The following is a 19,515-nucleotide window of genomic DNA, read 5'->3' on the forward strand; positions in this document are numbered from 1 at the left end:
TCGTTCGAAAGGCGCGCAGCGCCTTTCGTGATGACGAGAGAGCTTCGCTCTCTCGAACCACGGTGCTTGACGGTTCTCGCTCCGTGAACGCCCGGCCCCTTTCAGTTCCGCCCCGTGGATCATCCAGTGGGTGGGACTGAAAGGGGCGCCCAGGTGGCCGAACCCCGGCGAAGGTGAGCCGAGTGCAACGAGGCGAACGTCGGAAGACGAGCGAAGCGAGTCTTCCGGAATAAGCACCGCAGGGAGCGCAGCGACTGAGGAGGGCAGCGAGCCGCGGGAGGTCAGCCGGGCGGGGCTTTCTTGTTGGTAGTGGCGTCACCGAGTTCAGTTGCGGCGATCGAACCAGCTTGAAATTCCCGTAGCCCCACCAGCCTTACCACCGGACCGGGCCGTATCAGAAGTCGATGGCGAGCCTGGAGGACCCCATCGACATCGGCGGCCTCACGGTGCCGAACCGTCTCTATCGCGCGCCCTTGCTCGAATGCGCGGGCAACGGTCCCGACGCCGTCGACCGCTTTATCGACGAACTCGAACCCACGGCGGCCTCGGGCGTGGGTCTGATCTTCCAGGGGGCGAGCATCGTCAGCGCCGAGAGCGGCTGTGCGGCGCCGAACATGACGCGGGTCCACGACCCCGACTTCGTCGCCCGACTCCAGCGGCTCACCGACGCGATTCATGCACACGAAGGAAAGATATTTATCCAGCTCGGCCACGGCGGGTTGCGGAGCCTGGAGGTGTGGCACGCCGAACACCGCCAGCGGAATCCGGACGTTTCCCAGCTGGCGGTCTCACAACCGCCGTGGCAGCTCCGGGCGCTCGACCACGCCGGGCTGATCGACCTGGACCCGCGCGTCCTCTCGGCGGCGGAGGTGTACGACCTGGCCGAGCAGTTCGGTCGCTGTGCGGGCTACGCCGTCGACGCGGGCTACGACGGCATTCACCTCTCCGGGGCGAACATGGGCATCGTCCAGCAGTTCCTCTCGCCGTTCTACAACCGCCGGGACGACGAGTTCGGGACCGGAGCGGACGGCCGCGGCGGCGTTCGCTTTCTGGAGGTCGTCCACGACGCCGTCCGCGACCACGCGGGCGACGTTCCGCTCGCGACGAAAGTGCCGGCAGAGACTGCCGCCCCTCCCATCGTTCGGCGGTCCCTCTCGGCGGCGGACGGCGTCGCCATCGCCGAGCGACTCGCGGCGGTCGGCTACGACGCGCTGGTTCCGGTCGAGGTCTCGACGTTCTGGGACATGAGCGTCGTTCGGGGAGCGTTTCCCGACCGGGCGTGGGACGCCGCGGACCTGCAGAACGACTACGCGACGGCCTTCGGCGGGCCGTGGCGGGCCCGGGCAGTCGAACTTCTCAATCGGTTGCAGGCGACGCAATTCGGCGACGAGTCGGGCTGGAACGCCGGGTTCTGCCAGGCCGTGCGCGAGCGGGTCGACGTACCAGTGCTCTGCGAGGGCGGGATTCGCGAGCGGGCGACGTGCGACCGGTTGCTCGGTGACGACGGCGGCAGCGGCGCCGATGGCGACCGAGCCGGTGCAAGCTGTGAGCCCGCGGCGGACCTGGTCGGGATGGGCCGGCCGTTCTACGCCGAGCCGCGGCTGGGAACGCGGCTGCTGGACGGGGCGGACGCCCTGTGCGAGAGCTGTAACAACTGCACGATTCCGCAGGTGGCCGGCGAGCCAGGCCGATGTCGAACGCCGTCGGTCGTCCGCGAACGGGCGCGACTGGAGCGGGCAGGAGAGTATTACGGGCAAAAGCGGAACGAAACGGACTCGGGGACCGGTGCGGGCGAGGACTGAGTCACTCGACCACCGTGGTCGGCGTCGCGTCTGCCGCGACGTCGCCGGATCAGTCGGCGTGTTCGATGTACCAGTCGTCGATGTACGTGACCGAGCGGCTTCCGCGGAGGTTGTGCCAGTAAACCTGTACCCAGACGTAGCTGTCGTTCCCGCCCCGGTCGCACGTCCCGACGACTTCGCCGGTGTCGCCCTTTTGCCGGTCTCCTCCGGGACAGAGCTCGTGGAAGTCGCAACACCGGGTCATCGTCGGCACGTGGTAACTGGTTACCTCGACGATGTCGCCCGGTTCGAAGCTGGCCGCCGTCGCCGAGATGGACGCCGTCGCGATACCTGTGGCCCCGACGGCCCCCGTCGCTGCGGTTTTCCGTAACAGTGCTCGTCGGCTCATCTGCTGTGCGTCATCGTCTGACATACAGTTCTAAAAGACGTGTATTTAATATATAAAGTTTTTTCAGCCATCATTTATGGAGTGAAACGATCGTTGCGGCGCGTCTCTCCCGTCTCGTCTCGGCTTGACACCCGACACCGCGACGCCGGGCGTCCGGCAGAACGTTCATTCCCGTCGGGCCGTGAGTGGTATCAGATGAATCGCCCACCAATCCGGACCAGTACCGCGTCCCTCGCCGTGGACGGGGACGACGTCGACGTGCGCTACCTCCACGGCGGCGACGGGCCGCCGCTCGTCTTCCTCCACGGCATCGGCCTCGACGCCGCGGCGGTCTCCTGGCGCCACGCCCTCCCGGCGCTGGCCGACGAGTTCTCGGTGTACGCGCTCGACCTGCCGGGCCACGGGGAGAGTGACGGGGTCGACCGCACGTATACGACCGACTACTACGTAGACGTGCTGGCTGCGTTCCTCGAAGCGATGGGAATACGGGGTGCGGGGTTAGTCGGCATCTCGATGGGTGGTGCCGTCGCCCTGGGCCACGCGCTCGACGGCGGGTCGCCGGAGCGGCTCGTCCTCGTCGATAGCTACGGCCTGGGCGCGGACGCCTACTGGCGTCAGGCAGCGAGCGCGGCGCTGCGCATCCCCTTCGCGAGTAGCTTCCTCTGGGGCAGCGTCTCTTCACGCGCGGGCGTGCGAACCAACCTCCAGGGACTGCTCGGGTCGTCGGTGCCCGAAGAGCTGGTCGACGACGTCCACGGGACGGTGACGAGTCGGTCGATGGACGCGCTCCGGAGCTGGCAGCGCCACGAGTTCCGGCCCCACGGCCTGCGGACGGACTACCGGTCGCGGCTCGGCGGGCTGTCGACGCCGACGCTGCTGGTCCACGGCGAGCACGACCCGCTGTTCCCGGTGTCGTGGTCGCGTGACGCGAGTACGCGGCTGAGCGACGGGGAGCTACGGGTGTTCGACCGGTGCGGTCACTGGGTGCCTCGCGAGCGACCGGAGCAGTTCAACGGGCTCGTGCGCGACTTCTGTCTGTCGTAGCGATCGCGACGCTCGGGAGCGAAAACCGTCGAAAATCGAAAGTAAGCGAGAAGTCGAGCCGCGTCCGTCCGGTCAGTCGTCGTCTTCGGGCAGGTCGTCGATCAGGACGACGGCCTCGCCGTCGATGACGACGTCGCCCGCGTCGACGACGCGGGTGGTGAGCCGGAACTGGTCGTTGCCGAGATCCTCGACGATCTCGACCTCGGCCGTGACGGCGTCACCGATGTGGACCGGGTTGTGGAACTCGAGATCCTGGGAGAGGTAGATAGTCAGCCCGGGCAGGCGCGCCAGCGCGGAGCTGATGAGCCCGCCGACGAGCCCGCCGTGGGCGATCCGGCTCTTGAACCGGGTCTCGCTGGCGAACTCCTCGTCGAGGTGGAGCGGGTTGGTGTCCCCGCTGGCGGCCGCGAACTTGCGCACGTCGTCGTCCGAGATGGTCTTCGTGAACTCGACGCGGTCGCCCACGCCCAGCCGGTCCGGGTGGTCTTCGCTCAGTTCGACGTGCCACTCCGGCAGGTCCTCGTCGGCCTCGATCCGCTCCGTCGGATCGGCAACGACGCCGTCCTCCTCGGAGGGATTGACGCCGAACGCGGCGAACGCGGCCCGGTTGGCCGCGACGACGCTGTTGAACATGTGCGTGGAGGTCTCCGTCCAGGTATCCAACAGCGTACTCCGGTGCGATTCAGAACTCATCGACAGCCGTGTTTGGGACTGGTGCTATTAAAGCATGGTGGTGAATCGGATCGAGGCTCGTTGACGGGGTCACAGGGCCGTAAACAGGACATTCGACTGTCGAAGACGGCAGCGGGCGAGTGATTTTCGAGCCTATTGAGGGATTTCTATGGTAGCATATGGTAGCAGATGGTAACGAGCGCAATCTTTATCCCTGCGAAGGATGTAGACTCTGTTGACAGATGACCGACGAGGACGACGCCCTGCCGTGGACGCCCCCGATGTTCAAAGGGATGCAGGAGATGAGCGAGCAAGCGATAGAACGCCAGCAGGAGATGATGCAGCAGATGCTGGGCGCCGGGATGTCCGGCATGGACATGAACCAGCTCGGCGCGATGAGCCAGACGGCTGCGTTCAAGACCCGCGTGCAGAGCGGCGGCCGGATATCTATCCCGGACGCCGAGCGCGAGGCCCTGGACATCGAGGAAGGCGACATCGTGCAGGCGTTCGTCCTCCCGGTCAAACGTTCCCGAAACGAGTAATCATGACTGAATACACCACCCCCGTCACCACCGCGTTCCAGCTGCAGCGACAGTCGATCGAACAGAGCCAGAAGGTCTTCGAGCAGAGCGTCGCGTTCCAGAAGAACGTCACCGACGCCGTCGTCGACAGCCTCGACAGCCAGGAGTCGGCCCAGCGCCGCGGCGTCGAGCTCGCCCAGACGGCCTTCCACAGCTACCTCGACACCGTCGAGGCTACCGTGCCCGGCGTCGCGCCGACCGTCGAGGAGGTCCGCGCGGCCGTCGACGAGCAGTACGAGTTCCTGCTCGAGAACCACGCCGAGGCGTTCGAGAACGTCGAGACCGAACTCGTCGAGCAAACCGACGCCTACGACGAACTCACCGAGGACGTGCTGACCGCGATGAACGAGCAGGTCGACCTGCTCGTCGAGGCCCACGAGGACCTCGAGGCACAGTCCGTCGAAGCAGCCGAGCAGTGGGGCACCCAGATCGAGGAGCTCCAGGATCAGGTCGAAGCGGTACAGGACCAGGTCCGCGAGGTCCAGGAGCAAGCAGCCGACGCCGTCGAGGCGTAAACGCTCGCAGCTTTTTGTACCGCGGCCGCGATGTGATTCCCAATGAGTAATTCAAACCAGATGCAACAGGAGTGGGCAGAGATGGTCGAACAGATGAACGAGGCGGTCTCCGAGTCCGTCGAACAGAACATGAAGGCCCAGGCGGCCTTCGTCGAGTCCTGGGCGGACGCCGTCGAGGACTCCATCCCCGAGGAAGACGAGTTCGCCGAGGGCATCCAGGGGTACAACCAGGCCTACGAGGAGTGGATGAACGCCGCAGAGCAGATGCTCGAACGGACCACCGACGCCGCACAGGGCGAGGAGGTCGACCCGACGGAGTTCCGGGACATCTGGCTCCAGTCCGCCAACGAGGCGTTCAAACACGTCATGGGCACGAGTGCCTTCGCCGCCGCGAACGGCCAGCTCGTCGAGGCGATGATGGAGATGCAACAGGAGGCCGACGACATCAGCCAGGACACCGTCGCCCAGCTGGGCTTCCCGACGCGGGACGACGTCGACGAGGTCGGCGAACGCCTCGTCGAACTGGAACGACGCCAGCACTCGGTCGAACAGAAGCTCGACCGCATCATCGACGAACTCGAGGACTAGCCATGGCGAGCAACCCCGCCAACCCGTGGGCCGCCGCGTTCAACTGGCAGCGCCAGTCCATCGAGGCGATGACGGAGGCCGTCGACAGCTCGCAGGCGGTCCCCGACAGCGTCGAGACGATGCAGGGCGTCGACGTCGGCCAGACCCCTAGCGACGTCGTTTACGAGGAGAACAAGCTGGAACTGCTCCACTACGACGCCGAGGCAGCCGGCATCGACGTGCCCGAGGAGGAGAAGGAGGAGATTCCCATCCTCATCGTGTACGCGCTGATAAACCGGCCGTACATCCTCGACCTGCAGCCCAATCGCTCGGTCGTCCGCCGCCTGCTCGAAGGCGGCCACGACGTCTACCTCATCAAGTGGAACGAGCCCTCGCGGCTCGACCAGCATCTGACGCTGGACGACTACGTCAACCGCTACGTCGAGAACTGCGTCGACGAGGTCCGCGAGCGCTCCGGTCAGGACGCGATCAACCTGCTCGGCTACTGCATGGGCGGCACCATGTCCGTCATGTACAGCGCGCTCCACCCCGAGAAGGTCAACGCGCTGGGCCTGATGGCCGCCGGCCTCTGCTTCGAGGACTCGGGCGGCGTCCTCGAGGAGTGGGGCTCCGACGAGTACTACGACCCGGAGACGATCACCGACACGTTCGGCAACGTCCCCGCGGAGTACCTCGACGTCGGCTTCGCGCTGATGGACCCGGTCGACAACTACGTCTCGAAGTACGTCCGTTTCGCGGAGAACCTCGAGAACGAGGGGTTCGTCGAGAACTTCGGCCGGATGGAGCGCTGGCTCTCGGAGGGCGTCGACGTCGCCGGCGACACGTACGTCGAGTTCCTGGAGAAGATCTACCAGAACAACGATCTGTACCACAACCGTCTGGAGATCGGTGGCAAACGCGTCGACCTGGACGAGATCACCATGCCCGTCCTCCAGCTCATGGGCGAGTACGACCACCTCGTCCCCGCGTCGGCCTCGAAGCCGTTCAACGACGTCATCGCCAGCGACGACGTCGAGACCATCGAGTACGCCACCGGCCACATCGGCCTCTCGGTGTCTTCCTCGTCCCACGAGGACGTCTGGCCCCGCGCCAGCGACTGGTTCAAAGAGCGGAACAGGGCGGCCGAACAGCGTGCAGCCGCCGACAGTGCGAGCGGGGCGGCCGAGCAGCGCGCAGCCGACGACGGCGCCGTCGACATCGAGATCGAATCGCCCGAGGAGGCAGCCGCCGAGGCCGTCGAATCGGTCGAGGAGCAGACGGACGAGGCCGTGGACGAGTCGCCCGACGTCTCCTCGGTCTCGGGCATCGGCCCGACGTACGCGGACCGCCTGCGCGAAGCCGGCGTCGAGACCGTCGCCGACCTCGCCGACTACTCGGCAGCCGAACTCGCAGAGATCGCCCAGACCAGCGAGACGCGCGCACAGGACTGGATCGACCAGGCCTGAACGCGGGTCGACGTCGGGAACGTTTTTGCGGTGACCGATTTCCTAGTGGCGACCGCAAAAGAGACTACGTCTGCAGTTCGTCGAGCCGGGCGGTCGCGAACGGGACCAACATCTCTCGCGGAGTCAGCCCGCCGTGCATCCCAATCTTCGGAACCACCGTCTCGGTCTCGTCGGCGACGAGTTTCTTCTCCGGATGATAGCACACTAGATCCCCGCATCGCCGCTCGAACGTCGGCTCCGGACTGGGACCGTACAGACCGAGGTCGGCCACTTCCGAGCGAGTGAACGTCCGCACGCCCATCGCTTCGAGCGCTTCCACGACGACGTCGGCAGCCCCATGGCGAAGCCAGAAGTGAGTCCCGCGAGGGTCGGCAACCGGCGGGATCACACGTCCCGACGACCACCGCGCCAGGTTCTCGGTGACCTCATCGATTTTACCCAGGTTGAGACAGCCCGCGGGACCAGGTTCGAGATCTGTCATGCCGTGGTCAGCAGTGATGATCAGCAGCGTCTCACTAGCAACGGTGCTGTCGAGGTCGTCGTATAGTTCGCGAGAGAGGTGACGAGTTACACGGGCGAGCGCGTCGTGATACGCACTCGAGTCAGTACCGTTGTCGTGCGAGGTACTGTCGAGCGCGGGCACGTAACAGTAGGCGTACGTCGGGCCCACGCTCGTCTCTAGAATCCGTCGCAGGCCCGCGGCACCCGCTCCGTACTGGTCGTAGGGGACCTGCCGCGCGCCACGGAAGGTGGCGTCTGCGTAGTCAGTTCCCAGCGTGTCCGCCGGCTGGACCACGTGGGACGTGACGCCCGTGTCAGCGAGCGTCGGATAGATGGGTTCGACGGCAACGACGTCCGCAGCCCCGACCGGGGTTGCGTCCAGTCCGTCGGCGTTCTCGCCAACCTCGTGTGGGAAGACCGAGACGACCGCTTCCTCGACTGGAAGGTGGACATCCCAGCCGAAGACGCCGTGGGCGGCCGGTGGCGCGGCTGTGTGGATCGTCGTTATCGCGGCCGCGGTAGATGACGGAAAGGTGCTCGTGAGCGGCGTGACAGTGCCCCGTTCGGAAACTCTGTCGAGGAACCTGTGGTCGGTCCGGTCGCGCTTCCAGCGGTGGAGACCGAGACCGTCCAGGAGGACGACCACGACGTTTTCGATGGTCGTCGATCCAATTGGGACGACATCCGCCGGGAGCGATGGACCCACCTCGACGCCGAAGACGTCCCCGATGGTGCCGGGGACGTTCGCCAGGCAGTAGTCGCGGTAGGCGGGGACGAGACCGGTGTCCCGGGCTTGCCGATCGCGGAGTGTCAATTCAACGTCTTCTCGGATCACTGCTAGTTACTCAAAACCTTAGTAAATAAGTGTGGTGGCGGTGTGTAGACAGATTATATCCTTCGTAGGAGACCGCCCGACGCGTACCTTTTTGTCGCGGCGTGCGATTGTCAGCCCATGTTGGACGGTCAGACCTGTCTGGTCACGGGGTCGTCTCGCGGCATCGGGCGCGGGATCGCCGAGGACCTGGGCGAACACGGGGCCGAGGTCGTAGTGAACTACCGGTCCTCGGAGGAGGCGGCCCACGACGTCGTCGACGCCATCGAGGAGTCGGGCGGCACAGCGATCGCCGCCCAGGGCGACATCTCGAAGTACGAGGACATGGAGGCGCTGGCCGAGCGGGTTCACGAGGCCTTTGGCCCCCTCGACGTGCTCGTCAACAACGCCGGCATCACCGTCGACAAGAAGTTCGACAACATGACCAAGGAGGACTGGGACGCCGTCATCGACGTCAACCTCGGCGGCGTGTTCAACGTCACCCACTGTTTCTGGGACGACATCAAACGCTCCGAGACGGGCCGGCTGATCAACGTCTCCTCCGTCGTCGGCCAGCAGGGCAACTACGGGCAGGCCAACTACGCCACCACGAAATCGGGACTGTTCGGCTTCACCCGGACGCTCGCGCTGGAACTCGCGAGCACCGGGTCGACCGCGAACTGCATCGCCCCCGGGTTCGTCGCGACGGACATGCTGGAGGAAGTTCCCAAGCGCGTCCAGGAGAAGATTCTCCGCCGCATTCCCCTCGATCGGTTCGCCACCATCGACGACATCGCGCCGGTGATCCGCTTTATGGCCAGCGAGGATTCGAGTTACATGACTGGCCAGATCATCGGGGTGAATGGGGGGATGGAGTGGTAGGATGGTTCTGAGCGGAGCGAAGAACCATCTTCCGTGCGAGCGGTGAGCGGAGCGAACCGCGAGCAGGCTGGGGCCGACCGTAGGGAGGGCCCAGCTTATGGACGAACGGCGAACGAAGTGAGCCGTGTGGTAGGGTGATTCCGACCGCAGGGAGGAATCACCTCGATTGCGAGCGGGAGCGACCGTAGGGAGCGACACGCGAGCAGGGTGGTTTCGAGCGACGTGAAGGGCCGACAAATTTCGAGCAGGCTGGTGCGAACTGAAGAACGTTCTAGAGCGCGTAGCCGTAGTATCGGTCCTCGTCCGATACTTCGAACAGGGCGACGTAGGGCTCGCCGTCATCCGCCGTCGGGCACTCGTCGGTCCGTTCGACGGGGAACTGCGCACCGGACAGGTTCGCGCCGTTAACGTCGAGCGTCACGGGGTACGACTTCGAGTCGAAGCCGAGGACGTGTTCGTTGTACCCGTCGTCGACGTACAGGCTCACGTGGACATCGCGTTCGGGTTCGCCCTGGGGCGACGGCGGGGCGTAGGCACTCCAGTTGCCGGCTGGACAGGCCTCGTACCGGGGTGCCTCGACGCGCTCGGGGAGCGGCGTCGGGTTGGTGGCGGTGATCGATCCGAGTTCGATCTGGTGCCGGTCGGCGCCGTCGACTTCGACCGTCGCGTCGTGCTGGAGCTCGTACGCGAGACCGCCGGTGACGACGTCCACGGCGAGGACGACGACCGCCAGCGCGACGAGCGCGCCGAAGGCGTAGGTCGCCAGCCGACCGCTGACGAACTGGCCGTCGGCGTCGAGCCGCGTCCGGAGGCCGAACAGGAGCCCGGCCAGGACCAGCAGTCCGAGGACGGTCAGTCCGTCGCCGAGGTCGAACGTCCCGACGACGTCGAAGAAGAGGATGACGGCGCTGACGACGACGACGGCGTAGCCGAACAGGACCAGCTGGTAGTCGTCGGAGCGCTGGGTGAGTGCGAAGACGCCGGACAGGAACGCCGCGACGAGGGCGACCTCCGACACCGGCGAGTAACCCAGTTCCACGTTGAGGACGAACACGAGGACGGCGATGGTGGCGACCGCGGCCGCCGCCCCGTTGAACAGCGTCTCGGAGTCGATGTCGACCATACGAGTAGCACCTCGACCGGCGTAAAAAAGCCGCGGGTGGGTGAAATCAGGGTTTGACCGTGGCGAGCCGCGGCGAGGGTCGCCACGGCCGGCGGTGGATTCACGGCGGCGTCGGACCCACTGGCAGGTATGCGCGTCTCGGTCATCGGCGGCGGCACAGTGGACGACGCGGCGGCCGAACTGGCCCGCGAGGTGGGCAAACTGCTGGGGAAGCGCGGCCATACCGTGGTCTGTGGCGGCCTCGGCGGCGTGATGGAAGCGGCCTGCGAGGGCGCGAAACGTGAGGACGGCGAGACGATCGGTATCCTCCCGACGGAGCGCCGGGCGGACGCCAACGAGTTCGTCGACACCGCGATCGCGACCGGCCTTGGTCACGGCCGGAACCACCTCGTCGTGCTCAACGGCGACGCGGTGATCGCCATCGACGGCGGATCGGGGACGCTCTCGGAGATCGGCTTCGCCGGCGTCTACGACCGCCCGATAGCGGGGCTCGGGACCCACCGGATCGACGGCCTCGACCACGTCGAAGAGGTCGGGACGCCCCCCGAGGCCGTCGACTACGTGGAATCGAAGGTGTGAGGGGAGGAACGAAGTTGCGGTCGCGGGAGTTCAGTGAGTCCTGGGGTTCGGCTGGCGTGATTCAGTGCCCAAATACCAACAGAAGAAAGCCCTCGGCCCGCTCGCCTCGTGCGACTCGCTGCGCGCGCTCACTTCGTTCGCGTGCTTACGTCGTCGGACTTCGTCGACCGCGCCTCGCCCTTTCATTCCTCCAGGAACGTACCGCATCACGGCCACACGCCTCCCCAGCCGATTCGTTCACTCGCTTCGCTCGTTCACTCATCCCTCGTGCGGTTTCGTCGCGGCCCGGAGGCCGCGACAGCGCACGCCACGGTGGAGGTCAGGGGTCAAGTGCAAAACCAGACTACAGCCAGTCGACGAAGCTTCCCTCCAGCAGGGTCCCCTGCTGTCGGTCGACGTAGCGCGATTGCATCCCCCAGATGGCTTCAGCCAGGGGGACGTTCTCGTCGACGGCCTCGCGGACCTGGTCGTGTTTCCAGCGGGCGGGGGTCAGGCGGCGGTCGACGCGCTCGCGGAGCGGGCGAACGTAGGAGTGGGCCGCCTCCGTCGAGAGGCCGCGCTGTTCGAGGCCCTCCCGGGCTATCTCGAACAGTTCGCCGTAGAGCTGGTCGGTGTCGGTGGTGTGGGTCCCGTCGACCGTGATCCACTCCATGTCGGCCCGGAGGCCGTCGCTGGCGGCGGCGTAGAAGTTTGTCTTCGCAGTCGCCCAGTCCAGGCCCTGGATGGGGTGTTCGACGCGGGGGAGTGCCTCCATCAGCCCGCCGAAGACGGCCTGGAAGGCGACGGCGTCGGAGAGCGTGGGCTGGCCGGGCAGTGGGCGGAACTCGATGCGGGCGTTGGCGGCCGACCGGGAGGCGCCGTCGAAGACGGGGCGGATCCACCGCCAGTAGGAGCCGTGTTTGTGCCGGAAGTGCGCGAAGGCGTCGTCGAAGCGGTCGCCCTCGGGGACGTCCATCGGGACGATGGTGTGGTCCGCGAGCACGTCGTCGATGGCGTCCTCGACAGTCTCGAAGTCCGGCGGGAAGCGGACCTTGTCCTCGTACTGGTCGTCCGCCGCGTTAAGCACGGTCTCGAACACGCCGATGCGGTTCTCCATGCGGGCATCGGCGACGATTTCGGGGTCGGGCGCGTCGTCGTACAGGTCCGGCGGGAAGAAGGGGGCGTTGACCCCCAGTGCGAGCAGCGGGCCGGCGATCCGGAGCGCGTAGCTGAAGTACTCGGGGAGGTCCGGCGCGTGGGGGATCTGGTAGTGGGGCTGGATGGAGGTGATGAGGCTCTCCGGCATGACGGTGTCGCAGGAGAGGGAGACGTGCGGGGCGTCGAGGCGCATGCCGGCCGGATAGTCGGCGTTGGCCATGACGTGGTAGCGAACGGCGTCGGACATGTTGGTCGCCAGCCGCACGCCCTGCTCCTCGACGGAGTCCGAGAGGTAGCTCCGGGCGGTCTCGCCCGTCGGCGGCACCGTCCACATGCCGTCGCTGACGAGCCGGATCCCCTGGTGGCCCGTCCGCTCCTGGGCGGGCGCGAGGTTGGCCCGGAGTTCGGCGACCTGTGCCGACAGCCCGTAGGAGTTCAGCGGCTGTGGGCTGGTCTGCATCTCCGCGTTGTGCAGCCCCAGCTCCTTCTCGAAACCGATGAGCCCGAGCAGTTCGCGAGGCATCCGCCGGAGCGCGTCGGTCTGGTCGTCGACGCCGTACAGCTCCAGCTCCAGCCCGACGATGGCCTGGGTGTTGTCGAAGGTGCCGGCCCGGACCTCCTCTTTGAGCCGGTCGGCCTCCGCGGCCGCCCGCTCCTGAAACTCCTCGGGGTCGACCTCCAGGGCCGCGGCCACCTGACTCGCCAGTTCCGAGGCAGACATGTCCGCGGCTTGGCGTCCGTCCGTGTTAAGCGCGGGGGAGTCAGGAGAGCGCGGGAGTCGGTACCACGACGACGGGCCGGTCCAGTTCGGCCAGCAACGCCTGTGCCGTCGACCCGACGCCCGCGGCCCCTGGCCCGCCGCGGTTGGGGCCGACGATCAGCTCGTCGGGGTCGTGCTCGTCGACTGCCGCCAGCAATTCCGGGAGGACTGTGCCCTCGCGCGTCTCGACAGTCGGCGTCGACGTCGCCAGTCGAGCGCGTGCGACGTTGGCCGCGTCGGCCACGTCCCGGTCCGAAGCGTCCGGCCCGGTCACGCCGACGACCACCACTTCGTCTGTCCCCGGATCGAGACGGTCTTCGAGGTAGTCCACCGCGGCCGCGGTCACGTGGACCGAGGCCGTCGCCACCAGAAAACGCGTCATGCGCGGGTGTGGACTCCGGAGACGCAAACCAGTTGTGGCGATCCTCCACCGGAAAGGAAGGGGTTACGGCAGGGGGTCGATCGCGGTAAGCCGCCCTCCTTCGTCGGTGGCGTAGACGGCGTCGTCCCTCGCTGCGACGCCGCCGAGGTCAGTCTCCCCTTCGTAGTAGTTCAGGACCGTCCCATCGGACGGATCGAGGGCGACCACGTACCGCTCGTAGGAGAGGTAGAGAGTGCCGTTGGCCAGGGCAGGCCTGGCGGTGTGGGAGGCGTAGGGATCCATCGTCGCGCCCGAGACGTCCCGTTCGAACTCGTTCAGTGGGTTCGACCAGCGCTCGGCGCCGTCGTCGAAGGCGACCGCTTCTACGCCCCGGTGATTCGTGTCGAATCCGACGTTTGGAACGTAGACAGTGTCGTCGCTGCTCGCGACCCCGACCTCGTGGATGCCACGGTCGATACCGGTTCGCCACACCTCGGAGCCGTCAGAAGGATCCCACGAGGCAAGTACGGGCTGTGAGAAGGACTCGCCCATGTCGCTGGTGAAGACGTACCCCGCTTCGGAACCAACCAGTCCGCGGTGTCTGCCGGTTACGGACCAGTTTCGACGGCCCGTAGCGGCCTCGACTGCGATGACGGCGTCCTCGCCGTCGGTCTCCGCCTCGACGTACACCTGCCCGTCGCCGATGGCCAGGTCGTCGATCGTCGAGAGCGCGCCGTCCGAGCCGTCGAACCGCCACCGTTCGGTGCCGGAAGCCACGTCTAGCGCCACCAACGACGTCTCACTGGACGAGCCGCCGGTTACCGGTGCGTACACTGTGTCGCCGTCGTGGACGAACGCGGCCGCCACGGACACCCCGTCGTCCACCTGCCACTGAACACTCCCGTCCGCCGCGTCGAGGGCGAGGAGCCGGTCCACGGTCCCGGCAAGGACAGTCCCACCGGTCACATCGATCCCACGCGTGACCGGCATACCGACGTCGTAGGACCACTGCCGTTCCTGGCTCGAACGAGCGAGCGAAACGATGGCGTTGCCAGTCGCCTCCGCTGGTGGACAGAATTCGCTCGCCCCCGCCGCCCCGGCAACGACGACGGCGTCGTCGGTTACGGCGGGCGGAGATTCGAAGGACATCGGCTTGCCACTGTCCACCTCGAACGTCTCGCGCCACTGAACCGCGGGACGTTCCGTTTCCGGCAGACACGGTGCCTCCGCCGCTGCCGAACCGATCACGGATCCACTTCCGGCCAGGAGCGTACTGGCCGCCGCGACTCGCCGCGCGAACGAGCGGCGTGTTTCTCGGGTCATGGTAGGTGAGGCATTGAGGAGAGAATCAATTACTACCAATCCGATAAGCCGGCTAAATTTCGGATTATCTACCACACAACGCGAGGATCACGGAGTGTTCGGCGAGTGCAGTATTCGAGAGAGGAACGCCGTCAGGACCTGACGGCGGCGCTGTGGCACCCAACCCAGCACGTGAGAGATTGCTGCCTGGCCGGAATTCCCATCCGGATCCGTATTTAATTGACTGTTATCGACATAACGTCGTATTATGACCGGAATCGCCCCCACCGATCCGAGATCACTCCCCGGTCAGAACGGTCAGCGCGTCGCCGCCGAACAGCAACGCGTCGCCCGCGATGGCAGGCGACTGGACCGGGAACGGCGACTCCGGTTCGAACTCCCAGCGGGTTTCGCCGTCGGCCGAGTCGAGCGCGTAGACGGCGACCTGCCGGCTTTCGGGGTCGGAGACGGCGGCGTAGACGGTCTGACCGCCGACGGTGACCGAGACGTCCCCGAGGCGGTCGGACCGCCACTCGGTCGACCCGTCCGCCGTCGAGAGCGCCGCGACGTGCTCCTCGTCCACGGGGACGTACAGGCGGTCGGGGCCGACCGCCGGCACGCCGGAGGGGTCGGTGGATCCGTCGGACGGCGACCCGTTCGCGTGCCATCGCTCGGTACCGTCGGCGAGTTCGATCGCGACGACGCCGTGTCTGGTGGTCGCGTACACGCTGCCGTCTGCGATAGACGGACGTCCCGCGTCGGGGACGTCGTGGCGCCACGCCTCGGAACCGTCGGCCTGATCCACTGCGACGACGCCGTCCTCGTCCGCCGTGACCACGAGGCCGTCCGCGACGGTCGGGACGAGCGTGCGGTCGGCGGCCGTCCCGTCCGCCAGATCCGTTCGCCACGCGACGGTCCCGCCGTCGTCGATGGCGACGAGCGAGTCGTCCGCCGCCACGAACGTCCGGCCGTCGGCGACCGTCGGCCAGGTGACCGTGACGGGGTCGAACTCGTGGTCCCACTCGACGGTCCCGTCGGCCGCGTCGACCGCCGCCAGCGTGGGCGGGACCGGGACGCACTCGGGCGACTGCTGGGATCCGCCGACGACGTAGACCGTGTCGTCAGCGACGGTCACGCCGGCCGCCGATCCCGGCGTGACGACCGTCTCCCAGATCGTCGTCTCCTGGTCCAGGTCGAACGCGGCCAGGCTCGGTCGCGCCCGGTTCCGGACGAAGTAGGCCACGCCGTCTGCGACGGCCAGGTTGCTGTCGATAGACGGTCCCGACTCCGCGAGGCGACGCGACGCCGGCGCATCGACCGGCCCCGCCGCCGACGTGAATCCGGCCCGGGCTGCGGTGCCGCGATACGTCGGCCAGTCCGTCGTCGCGTCGGCCAGCGACCACTCGACCCCCGTCGTCGATTCGGCAGCCCCCGCGCCAGGTCCGACACCGAGCCCGAGTAACACGGTACCCCCCAGTCCAGCGTTGCGAAGGAACGAACGCCTTGTTTTCCTCGTCATCTTCGGAAAAATAATCTAACGATGGAAAGATTATTAATCGGGTCGTAAATTCCACTAGCCACCTGCTATCCGCCCGTTCGGAAGCGGGAAAAACGGCGGCGTCGCTCCAGTCAGCGGACGACGCGGCGTGGTGCCGGATCCAGGTCGCGTCGGGGCAGACCCACCGACTGCGGACGGTCGATCCACGAGTTTAACTGCGACCGCGACCCCACCTAGTGTCGTGCGGGTCGAGAATTCGTTCATCGGGGTCAGCGGCGTCGGCGAGAAGACCGAGCGCGGGCTGTGGGAGGCGGGCGTCACTCACTGGGACGACTTCCACCCCGAACCGGTCGGGCCGAAGACGGGCGAGCGCATCGAGGCGTTCATCGACGAAGGGCGATCCCACCTCGACGACGAGAACGTCCGCTTCTTCGACGAGCGATTCCCCTCCGGGGAGCGCTGGCGCCTCTACGAGACGTTCGCCGACCAGGCGTGCTTTTTCGACATCGAGACCACCGGCCTCGAACCCCAGTGGTGTGACGTCACCACGGTGAGCCTCCACCAGGACGGCGAGACGACGACGCTTGTCCGGGGCGACGACCTGACTGCCGAGTCGCTCCGCGCGGCCTTCGCCGACGCTGGCCTGCTGGTCTCCTTCAACGGCAAACGCTTCGACGTCCCCTTCCTCGAAACCAGCTACGACGTCGACCTCGATATCCCACACCTCGACCTGATGTACACCTGTAAACAGATCGGCCTCTCCGGCGGGCTCAAGCCCATCGAGCAGGCCATCGGCATCAAGCGCGATCGGCCGGACATCTCGGGCGAGGACGCGGTTCGCCTCTGGCGCGAACACGAACGTGGGCAGGACGGCTCGCTGGAGACGCTGATCTCCTACAACCGCGAGGACACGAAGAACCTGGAGACCCTCGCCGAGGAGGTCACTGGGCGGTTGCACGAGGACGTTTTTGTGGAGTAGGGTGGTTCTGACCGCAGGGAAGAACCACCTATATGCGAGCGGTGAACGGAGTGAACCGCGAGTAGTAGGCTGGCGCGGCCGAAGGCCGGGCCAGCTAAAGGACGAACGGGGAGCGAAGCGACCCGTGAGTAGGGTGGTTCTGACCGCAGGGAAGAACCACCTATATGCGAGCGGTGAACGGAGTGAACCGCGAGCAGTAGGCTGGCGCGGCCGAAGGCCGGGCCAGCTTGAGGACGAACGGTGAACGCAGTGAACCGCGAGTAGGATGGTGCCTCACTCCGTTCGGCGCCATCACAATTGCGAGCTGCGTCAGCCCACTCCGGTACCCCATCGTTTCATGTGGAGAATCGCCCGACAGAGCGTTCGCTCCGCGGGAATCGATCGGGAAACCGCGACACGGAAGCCAGACCCGATCGTTTCGAGTGGAAACAGAGGGGTCGAACGGCGGTCCTGATCCGGTCAGGCGACCCCCGGCGCGGGGTGGTTCGACCGGCGCCGGAGGACGTGCAGCCGACCAGCGAGCAGTCCGAGTAACAGCCCGGTGAAGTGGGCGACGAGAGCGACCTGCTGGCTCGCCGTCGCGACGGTGATAGCCCCGGCGACGACGGCGAACAGGGCGAGCTGGACGCGCGGGCTCACCTCGAAATTGCCGACGACGCGGTCGGTGAGGCGGTTGCTCGTCAGCAGGTAGCCGAACAGCGCGAAGATGGCGCCGCTGGCGCCGAGGACGTTCACCTGGGCGACGATGCCGGGGAGCATCGACCCGACGACGGCGGCGAACCACACCTCGGCGAGGCCGGCGAGTGCGCCCGTGAGGAGGAAGAAGGCGTGGAAGCGAAGCGCCGTCGTCTCCCGTTCGAGCGGGAAACCGACGAGGACGAGCGCGACGGCGTTGGCGGCGAGGTGGGAGATGCCGCCGTGGGCGTAGACGCTGGTGATCACCGTCCACGGCTCCACGGCGACGGGCGTCGAGAGCGCGAACAGGGAACGAGACGCGAGCGGGCCGGAGACGACTCCGACGAGCGACTGGACGGCGAACACGACGGCGAACACCCCGAGGAGGGTGAACGTCGGACTCTCCAGCAGGCGGCGGCGCATACCGACACTATGTAGTGCAGCATACATGAAACGTGGGGACCGGGTCGTGATCACCGAGTCGCCAGCGCGGCCGGGGCCGGAACGCATAGACCGACGGCGGTCGAACGGGGGACCGAGCCGATGCCAGTCGGAACGTACACGCTCGTCGTCGAACGAACCGTGAGCGACGCCGTCGCGGTCGGCGCGCTCGGCGAGGTCCTCCTCCCCGCGGGCTGGTACGCCTACGTCGGGAGCGCGTTCGGCCCGGGCGGATTCATAGTGGTGGTTGTAAGCCCGTACCGGCGTTCGACGTGGCCGGTGCCGTCGAACGTCGGTGAAAAGTTACAACCACCACTATCAGTCGGGTCGACCGCCACCGCGAGATCGCCAGCGGCGAGCGCGACGTCCGACACTGGCACGTCGACTACCTGCTCGGCGACCCGGCCACGCGACTGGATGTCGCGGTGAAAACGGCGGACGTCGAGGCAGAGTGTGCGATAGCCGGGCAGATCGGCGGCGAACGGGTGGCCGACTTCGGGTCCTCGGACTGCGGGTGTGAGTCGCATCTCGTCTACCGCGAGGAACGGGACGTGCTCGTCGACGCAGTCGAGCAGGCCCACCGCGACGCGCGTGAGTGAAGACTACTGGGAGTCCGCCTGGGCTTCGGCGCGGAGGCGCTCTCCCGCCTCGGTCTCGACAGTGAGTTCCTCGGGCACGGGTGTTGGTTTCCCGTCCCGGATGGCGACGAAGACGAAGTGCGCGTCGGTTGTGCGCTGGGTCTCGCCGGTGTGAGGGTTCTCGCGGGAGGCGCGTACCCGCACGTCGACGCTCGTCCGACCGGCGTCGTAGACGTACGCCTCGACGAGGGCGGTGTCGCCGACGGGGATCGGTCGTTTGAACTCCAGACCGTCAGTCGCCGCGGTGACGCAGGCTTCCCCGGCGAAGCGCATCGCAGACATCGCCCCGATCTCGTCCATCCACTTCATCACGATCCCGCCGTGGGCTGACTCGTAGTTGTTGGCGTGGTTGGGCTGGACGCGGTGGCGGTTGACGATATGAGTGTCCTCGAGCGCGGGCATGTGCGAGGTTGGGTCGATGCGGGAAAAAAGGCAGCGGCTGGCCGGTCAGGGCTCGGTGCGCTCGACTTCGACGCCGGGTTCCTCGTAGGCCATCTCGATCTCCTCGTCGTCGTCGCCGGAACGGTATCGCTGGACCGCGATGGCGACGCCGGCGAGCACGAGCGCGACGAGGAACAGTTTCCCCTTGGAGCCGCCGGACTGGTCCGGGTCGTCGTCCGCATCGACGTCGACGTGCTCGACGTCGGTCTCGTCGACGCGACCGCTACTGAATACTTCGTTGGGCAGGTTTACCTCGAAGAACGTGACGTTGTCGAATGCCATGGTAGCAATATGGGTCGCAACCCACTTATAACCACAGTGACAGCTGCTGGCACCCGCACCGTCCAGTGGT

General features: G+C 66.7%; 21 protein-coding genes and 1 pseudogene. 11 read left to right on the top strand and 11 right to left on the bottom strand.

The features are described 5' to 3' along the window. Positions 1-404 precede the first annotated feature (404 nt). Positions 405-1,802, top strand: coding sequence for an oxidoreductase (locus AC5FRV_RS14260; RefSeq protein WP_493561754.1), 1,398 nt, complete (start codon positions 405-407; stop codon positions 1,800-1,802). Positions 1,803-1,851: 49 nt separating this feature from the next. On the opposite strand, the gene AC5FRV_RS14265 is transcribed toward AC5FRV_RS14260, so the two are convergent. Then, positions 1,852-2,214, bottom strand: coding sequence for a hypothetical protein (locus AC5FRV_RS14265; RefSeq protein ID WP_493561755.1), 363 nt, complete (start codon positions 2,212-2,214; stop codon positions 1,852-1,854). A 171-nt stretch (positions 2,215-2,385) separates the two neighbouring features. Between AC5FRV_RS14265 and AC5FRV_RS14270 the strand changes: the two genes are divergently transcribed. Next, the gene (locus tag AC5FRV_RS14270; RefSeq protein WP_493561756.1) at positions 2,386-3,234 is read left to right on the top strand and encodes an alpha/beta fold hydrolase; all 849 of its coding nucleotides are present in this window, start codon (positions 2,386-2,388) and stop codon (positions 3,232-3,234) included. 72 nt (positions 3,235-3,306) lie between these two features. Here AC5FRV_RS14270 and AC5FRV_RS14275 read toward each other — a convergent pair whose 3' ends face one another. Further along, the gene (locus AC5FRV_RS14275; RefSeq protein ID WP_493561862.1) at positions 3,307-3,867 is read right to left on the bottom strand and encodes a MaoC family dehydratase; all 561 of its coding nucleotides are present in this window, start codon (positions 3,865-3,867) and stop codon (positions 3,307-3,309) included. A 281-nt stretch (positions 3,868-4,148) separates the two neighbouring features. On the opposite strand from AC5FRV_RS14275, the gene AC5FRV_RS14280 reads away from it, so the two are divergent. Genes AC5FRV_RS14280 through phaC form a run of 4 tightly spaced genes read left to right on the top strand, consistent with a single transcriptional unit; the run spans position 4,149 to position 7,035 of the window. Next, on the top strand, positions 4,149-4,448 hold the full coding sequence (locus AC5FRV_RS14280; RefSeq protein ID WP_089813105.1) for an AbrB/MazE/SpoVT family DNA-binding domain-containing protein: 300 nt from the start codon (positions 4,149-4,151) through the stop codon (positions 4,446-4,448). A gap of 2 nt (positions 4,449-4,450) precedes the next feature. Further along, complete coding sequence (locus AC5FRV_RS14285; protein ID WP_493561757.1) at positions 4,451-5,002, top strand: hypothetical protein; 552 nt, start codon at positions 4,451-4,453, stop codon at positions 5,000-5,002. 42 nt (positions 5,003-5,044) lie between these two features. Next, positions 5,045-5,590 carry a poly(R)-hydroxyalkanoic acid synthase subunit PhaE gene (locus tag AC5FRV_RS14290; RefSeq protein ID WP_493561758.1) on the top strand — a complete coding sequence of 182 codons (546 nt, stop codon included), beginning with the start codon at positions 5,045-5,047 and terminating at the stop codon, positions 5,588-5,590. Positions 5,591-5,592: 2 nt separating this feature from the next. Beyond that, complete coding sequence (gene phaC / locus AC5FRV_RS14295) at positions 5,593-7,035, top strand: class III poly(R)-hydroxyalkanoic acid synthase subunit PhaC (protein ID WP_493561759.1); 1,443 nt, start codon at positions 5,593-5,595, stop codon at positions 7,033-7,035. A 64-nt stretch (positions 7,036-7,099) separates the two neighbouring features. On the opposite strand, the gene AC5FRV_RS14300 is transcribed toward phaC, so the two are convergent. Beyond that, a complete protein-coding gene (locus AC5FRV_RS14300) occupies positions 7,100-8,371 on the bottom strand; it encodes an alkaline phosphatase family protein (protein ID WP_493561760.1) in 1,272 nt (423 codons plus the stop codon). Positions 8,372-8,488: 117 nt separating this feature from the next. On the opposite strand from AC5FRV_RS14300, the gene AC5FRV_RS14305 reads away from it, so the two are divergent. After that, a complete protein-coding gene (locus tag AC5FRV_RS14305; protein ID WP_493561761.1) occupies positions 8,489-9,229 on the top strand; it encodes a beta-ketoacyl-ACP reductase in 741 nt (246 codons plus the stop codon). Positions 9,230-9,500: 271 nt separating this feature from the next. Here AC5FRV_RS14305 and AC5FRV_RS14310 read toward each other — a convergent pair whose 3' ends face one another. After that, a complete protein-coding gene (locus tag AC5FRV_RS14310) occupies positions 9,501-10,352 on the bottom strand; it encodes a hypothetical protein (protein WP_493561762.1) in 852 nt (283 codons plus the stop codon). Positions 10,353-10,481: 129 nt separating this feature from the next. Between AC5FRV_RS14310 and AC5FRV_RS14315 the strand changes: the two genes are divergently transcribed. Further along, positions 10,482-10,931, top strand: coding sequence for a TIGR00725 family protein (locus tag AC5FRV_RS14315; protein ID WP_493561763.1), 450 nt, complete (start codon positions 10,482-10,484; stop codon positions 10,929-10,931). A 343-nt stretch (positions 10,932-11,274) separates the two neighbouring features. Here AC5FRV_RS14315 and AC5FRV_RS14320 read toward each other — a convergent pair whose 3' ends face one another. The 4 genes from AC5FRV_RS14320 to AC5FRV_RS14335 all read right to left on the bottom strand — a co-directional run bounded on the left by AC5FRV_RS14320 (position 11,275) and on the right by AC5FRV_RS14335 (position 16,010). Next, positions 11,275-12,789: a glutamate-cysteine ligase family protein gene (locus AC5FRV_RS14320; RefSeq protein ID WP_493561764.1), complete on the bottom strand. Its 1,515-nt coding sequence runs from the start codon at positions 12,787-12,789 to the stop codon at positions 11,275-11,277. A 40-nt stretch (positions 12,790-12,829) separates the two neighbouring features. Further along, entirely contained in the window at positions 12,830-13,210 is a 381-nt protein-coding gene (locus AC5FRV_RS14325; protein ID WP_493561765.1) for a universal stress protein, read from the bottom strand. A gap of 63 nt (positions 13,211-13,273) precedes the next feature. Next, positions 13,274-14,512, bottom strand: a complete 1,239-nt coding sequence (locus AC5FRV_RS14330; RefSeq protein WP_493561766.1) for an outer membrane protein assembly factor BamB family protein — start codon at positions 14,510-14,512, stop codon at positions 13,274-13,276. 277 nt (positions 14,513-14,789) lie between these two features. Continuing rightward, the gene (locus tag AC5FRV_RS14335) at positions 14,790-16,010 is read right to left on the bottom strand and encodes a PQQ-binding-like beta-propeller repeat protein (protein WP_493561767.1); all 1,221 of its coding nucleotides are present in this window, start codon (positions 16,008-16,010) and stop codon (positions 14,790-14,792) included. Between the two features lie 220 nt (positions 16,011-16,230). Between AC5FRV_RS14335 and AC5FRV_RS14340 the strand changes: the two genes are divergently transcribed. After that, the gene (locus tag AC5FRV_RS14340) at positions 16,231-16,968 is read left to right on the top strand and encodes a ribonuclease H-like domain-containing protein (RefSeq protein WP_493561768.1); all 738 of its coding nucleotides are present in this window, start codon (positions 16,231-16,233) and stop codon (positions 16,966-16,968) included. 459 nt (positions 16,969-17,427) lie between these two features. On the opposite strand, the gene AC5FRV_RS14345 is transcribed toward AC5FRV_RS14340, so the two are convergent. Further along, the gene (locus tag AC5FRV_RS14345) at positions 17,428-18,066 is read right to left on the bottom strand and encodes a rhomboid family intramembrane serine protease (protein WP_493561769.1); all 639 of its coding nucleotides are present in this window, start codon (positions 18,064-18,066) and stop codon (positions 17,428-17,430) included. 189 nt (positions 18,067-18,255) lie between these two features. Between AC5FRV_RS14345 and AC5FRV_RS14350 the strand changes: the two are divergent. Further along, positions 18,256-18,513: pseudogene (locus AC5FRV_RS14350) on the top strand (hypothetical protein); the annotation flags it as partial. After that, complete coding sequence (locus tag AC5FRV_RS14355) at positions 18,429-18,683, top strand: DUF123 domain-containing protein (RefSeq protein ID WP_493561863.1); 255 nt, start codon at positions 18,429-18,431, stop codon at positions 18,681-18,683. The pseudogene AC5FRV_RS14350 and the gene AC5FRV_RS14355, both read left to right, overlap by 85 nt. A 3-nt stretch (positions 18,684-18,686) precedes the next feature. On the opposite strand, the gene AC5FRV_RS14360 is transcribed toward AC5FRV_RS14355, so the two are convergent. Further along, the gene (locus tag AC5FRV_RS14360; RefSeq protein WP_493561770.1) at positions 18,687-19,124 is read right to left on the bottom strand and encodes an acyl-CoA thioesterase; all 438 of its coding nucleotides are present in this window, start codon (positions 19,122-19,124) and stop codon (positions 18,687-18,689) included. 45 nt (positions 19,125-19,169) lie between these two features. Further along, positions 19,170-19,445, bottom strand: coding sequence for a hypothetical protein (locus AC5FRV_RS14365; protein WP_493561771.1), 276 nt, complete (start codon positions 19,443-19,445; stop codon positions 19,170-19,172). Positions 19,446-19,515: the final 70 nt, after the last annotated feature.

Source organism: Halomicrobium sp. HArcel3 (assembly GCF_058933135.1).

Coding starts and splice junctions, on each gene's coding strand:
- AC5FRV_RS14365 (WP_493561771.1), bottom strand. CDS start 19,445: ATGGCATTCGACAACGTCACGTTCTTCGAGGTAAACCTGCCCAACGAA.
- AC5FRV_RS14290 (WP_493561758.1), top strand. CDS start 5,045: ATGAGTAATTCAAACCAGATGCAACAGGAGTGGGCAGAGATGGTCGAA.
- AC5FRV_RS14305 (WP_493561761.1), top strand. CDS start 8,489: ATGTTGGACGGTCAGACCTGTCTGGTCACGGGGTCGTCTCGCGGCATC.
- AC5FRV_RS14310 (WP_493561762.1), bottom strand. CDS start 10,352: ATGGTCGACATCGACTCCGAGACGCTGTTCAACGGGGCGGCGGCCGCG.
- AC5FRV_RS14280 (WP_089813105.1), top strand. CDS start 4,149: ATGACCGACGAGGACGACGCCCTGCCGTGGACGCCCCCGATGTTCAAA.
- AC5FRV_RS14330 (WP_493561766.1), bottom strand. CDS start 14,512: ATGACCCGAGAAACACGCCGCTCGTTCGCGCGGCGAGTCGCGGCGGCC.
- AC5FRV_RS14360 (WP_493561770.1), bottom strand. CDS start 19,124: ATGCCCGCGCTCGAGGACACTCATATCGTCAACCGCCACCGCGTCCAG.
- AC5FRV_RS14260 (WP_493561754.1), top strand. CDS start 405: ATGGCGAGCCTGGAGGACCCCATCGACATCGGCGGCCTCACGGTGCCG.
- AC5FRV_RS14270 (WP_493561756.1), top strand. CDS start 2,386: ATGAATCGCCCACCAATCCGGACCAGTACCGCGTCCCTCGCCGTGGAC.
- AC5FRV_RS14335 (WP_493561767.1), bottom strand. CDS start 16,010: ATGACGAGGAAAACAAGGCGTTCGTTCCTTCGCAACGCTGGACTGGGG.
- phaC (WP_493561759.1), top strand. CDS start 5,593: ATGGCGAGCAACCCCGCCAACCCGTGGGCCGCCGCGTTCAACTGGCAG.
- AC5FRV_RS14325 (WP_493561765.1), bottom strand. CDS start 13,210: ATGACGCGTTTTCTGGTGGCGACGGCCTCGGTCCACGTGACCGCGGCC.
- AC5FRV_RS14275 (WP_493561862.1), bottom strand. CDS start 3,867: ATGTTCAACAGCGTCGTCGCGGCCAACCGGGCCGCGTTCGCCGCGTTC.
- AC5FRV_RS14345 (WP_493561769.1), bottom strand. CDS start 18,066: ATGCGCCGCCGCCTGCTGGAGAGTCCGACGTTCACCCTCCTCGGGGTG.
- AC5FRV_RS14315 (WP_493561763.1), top strand. CDS start 10,482: ATGCGCGTCTCGGTCATCGGCGGCGGCACAGTGGACGACGCGGCGGCC.
- AC5FRV_RS14320 (WP_493561764.1), bottom strand. CDS start 12,789: ATGTCTGCCTCGGAACTGGCGAGTCAGGTGGCCGCGGCCCTGGAGGTC.
- AC5FRV_RS14265 (WP_493561755.1), bottom strand. CDS start 2,214: ATGTCAGACGATGACGCACAGCAGATGAGCCGACGAGCACTGTTACGG.
- AC5FRV_RS14285 (WP_493561757.1), top strand. CDS start 4,451: ATGACTGAATACACCACCCCCGTCACCACCGCGTTCCAGCTGCAGCGA.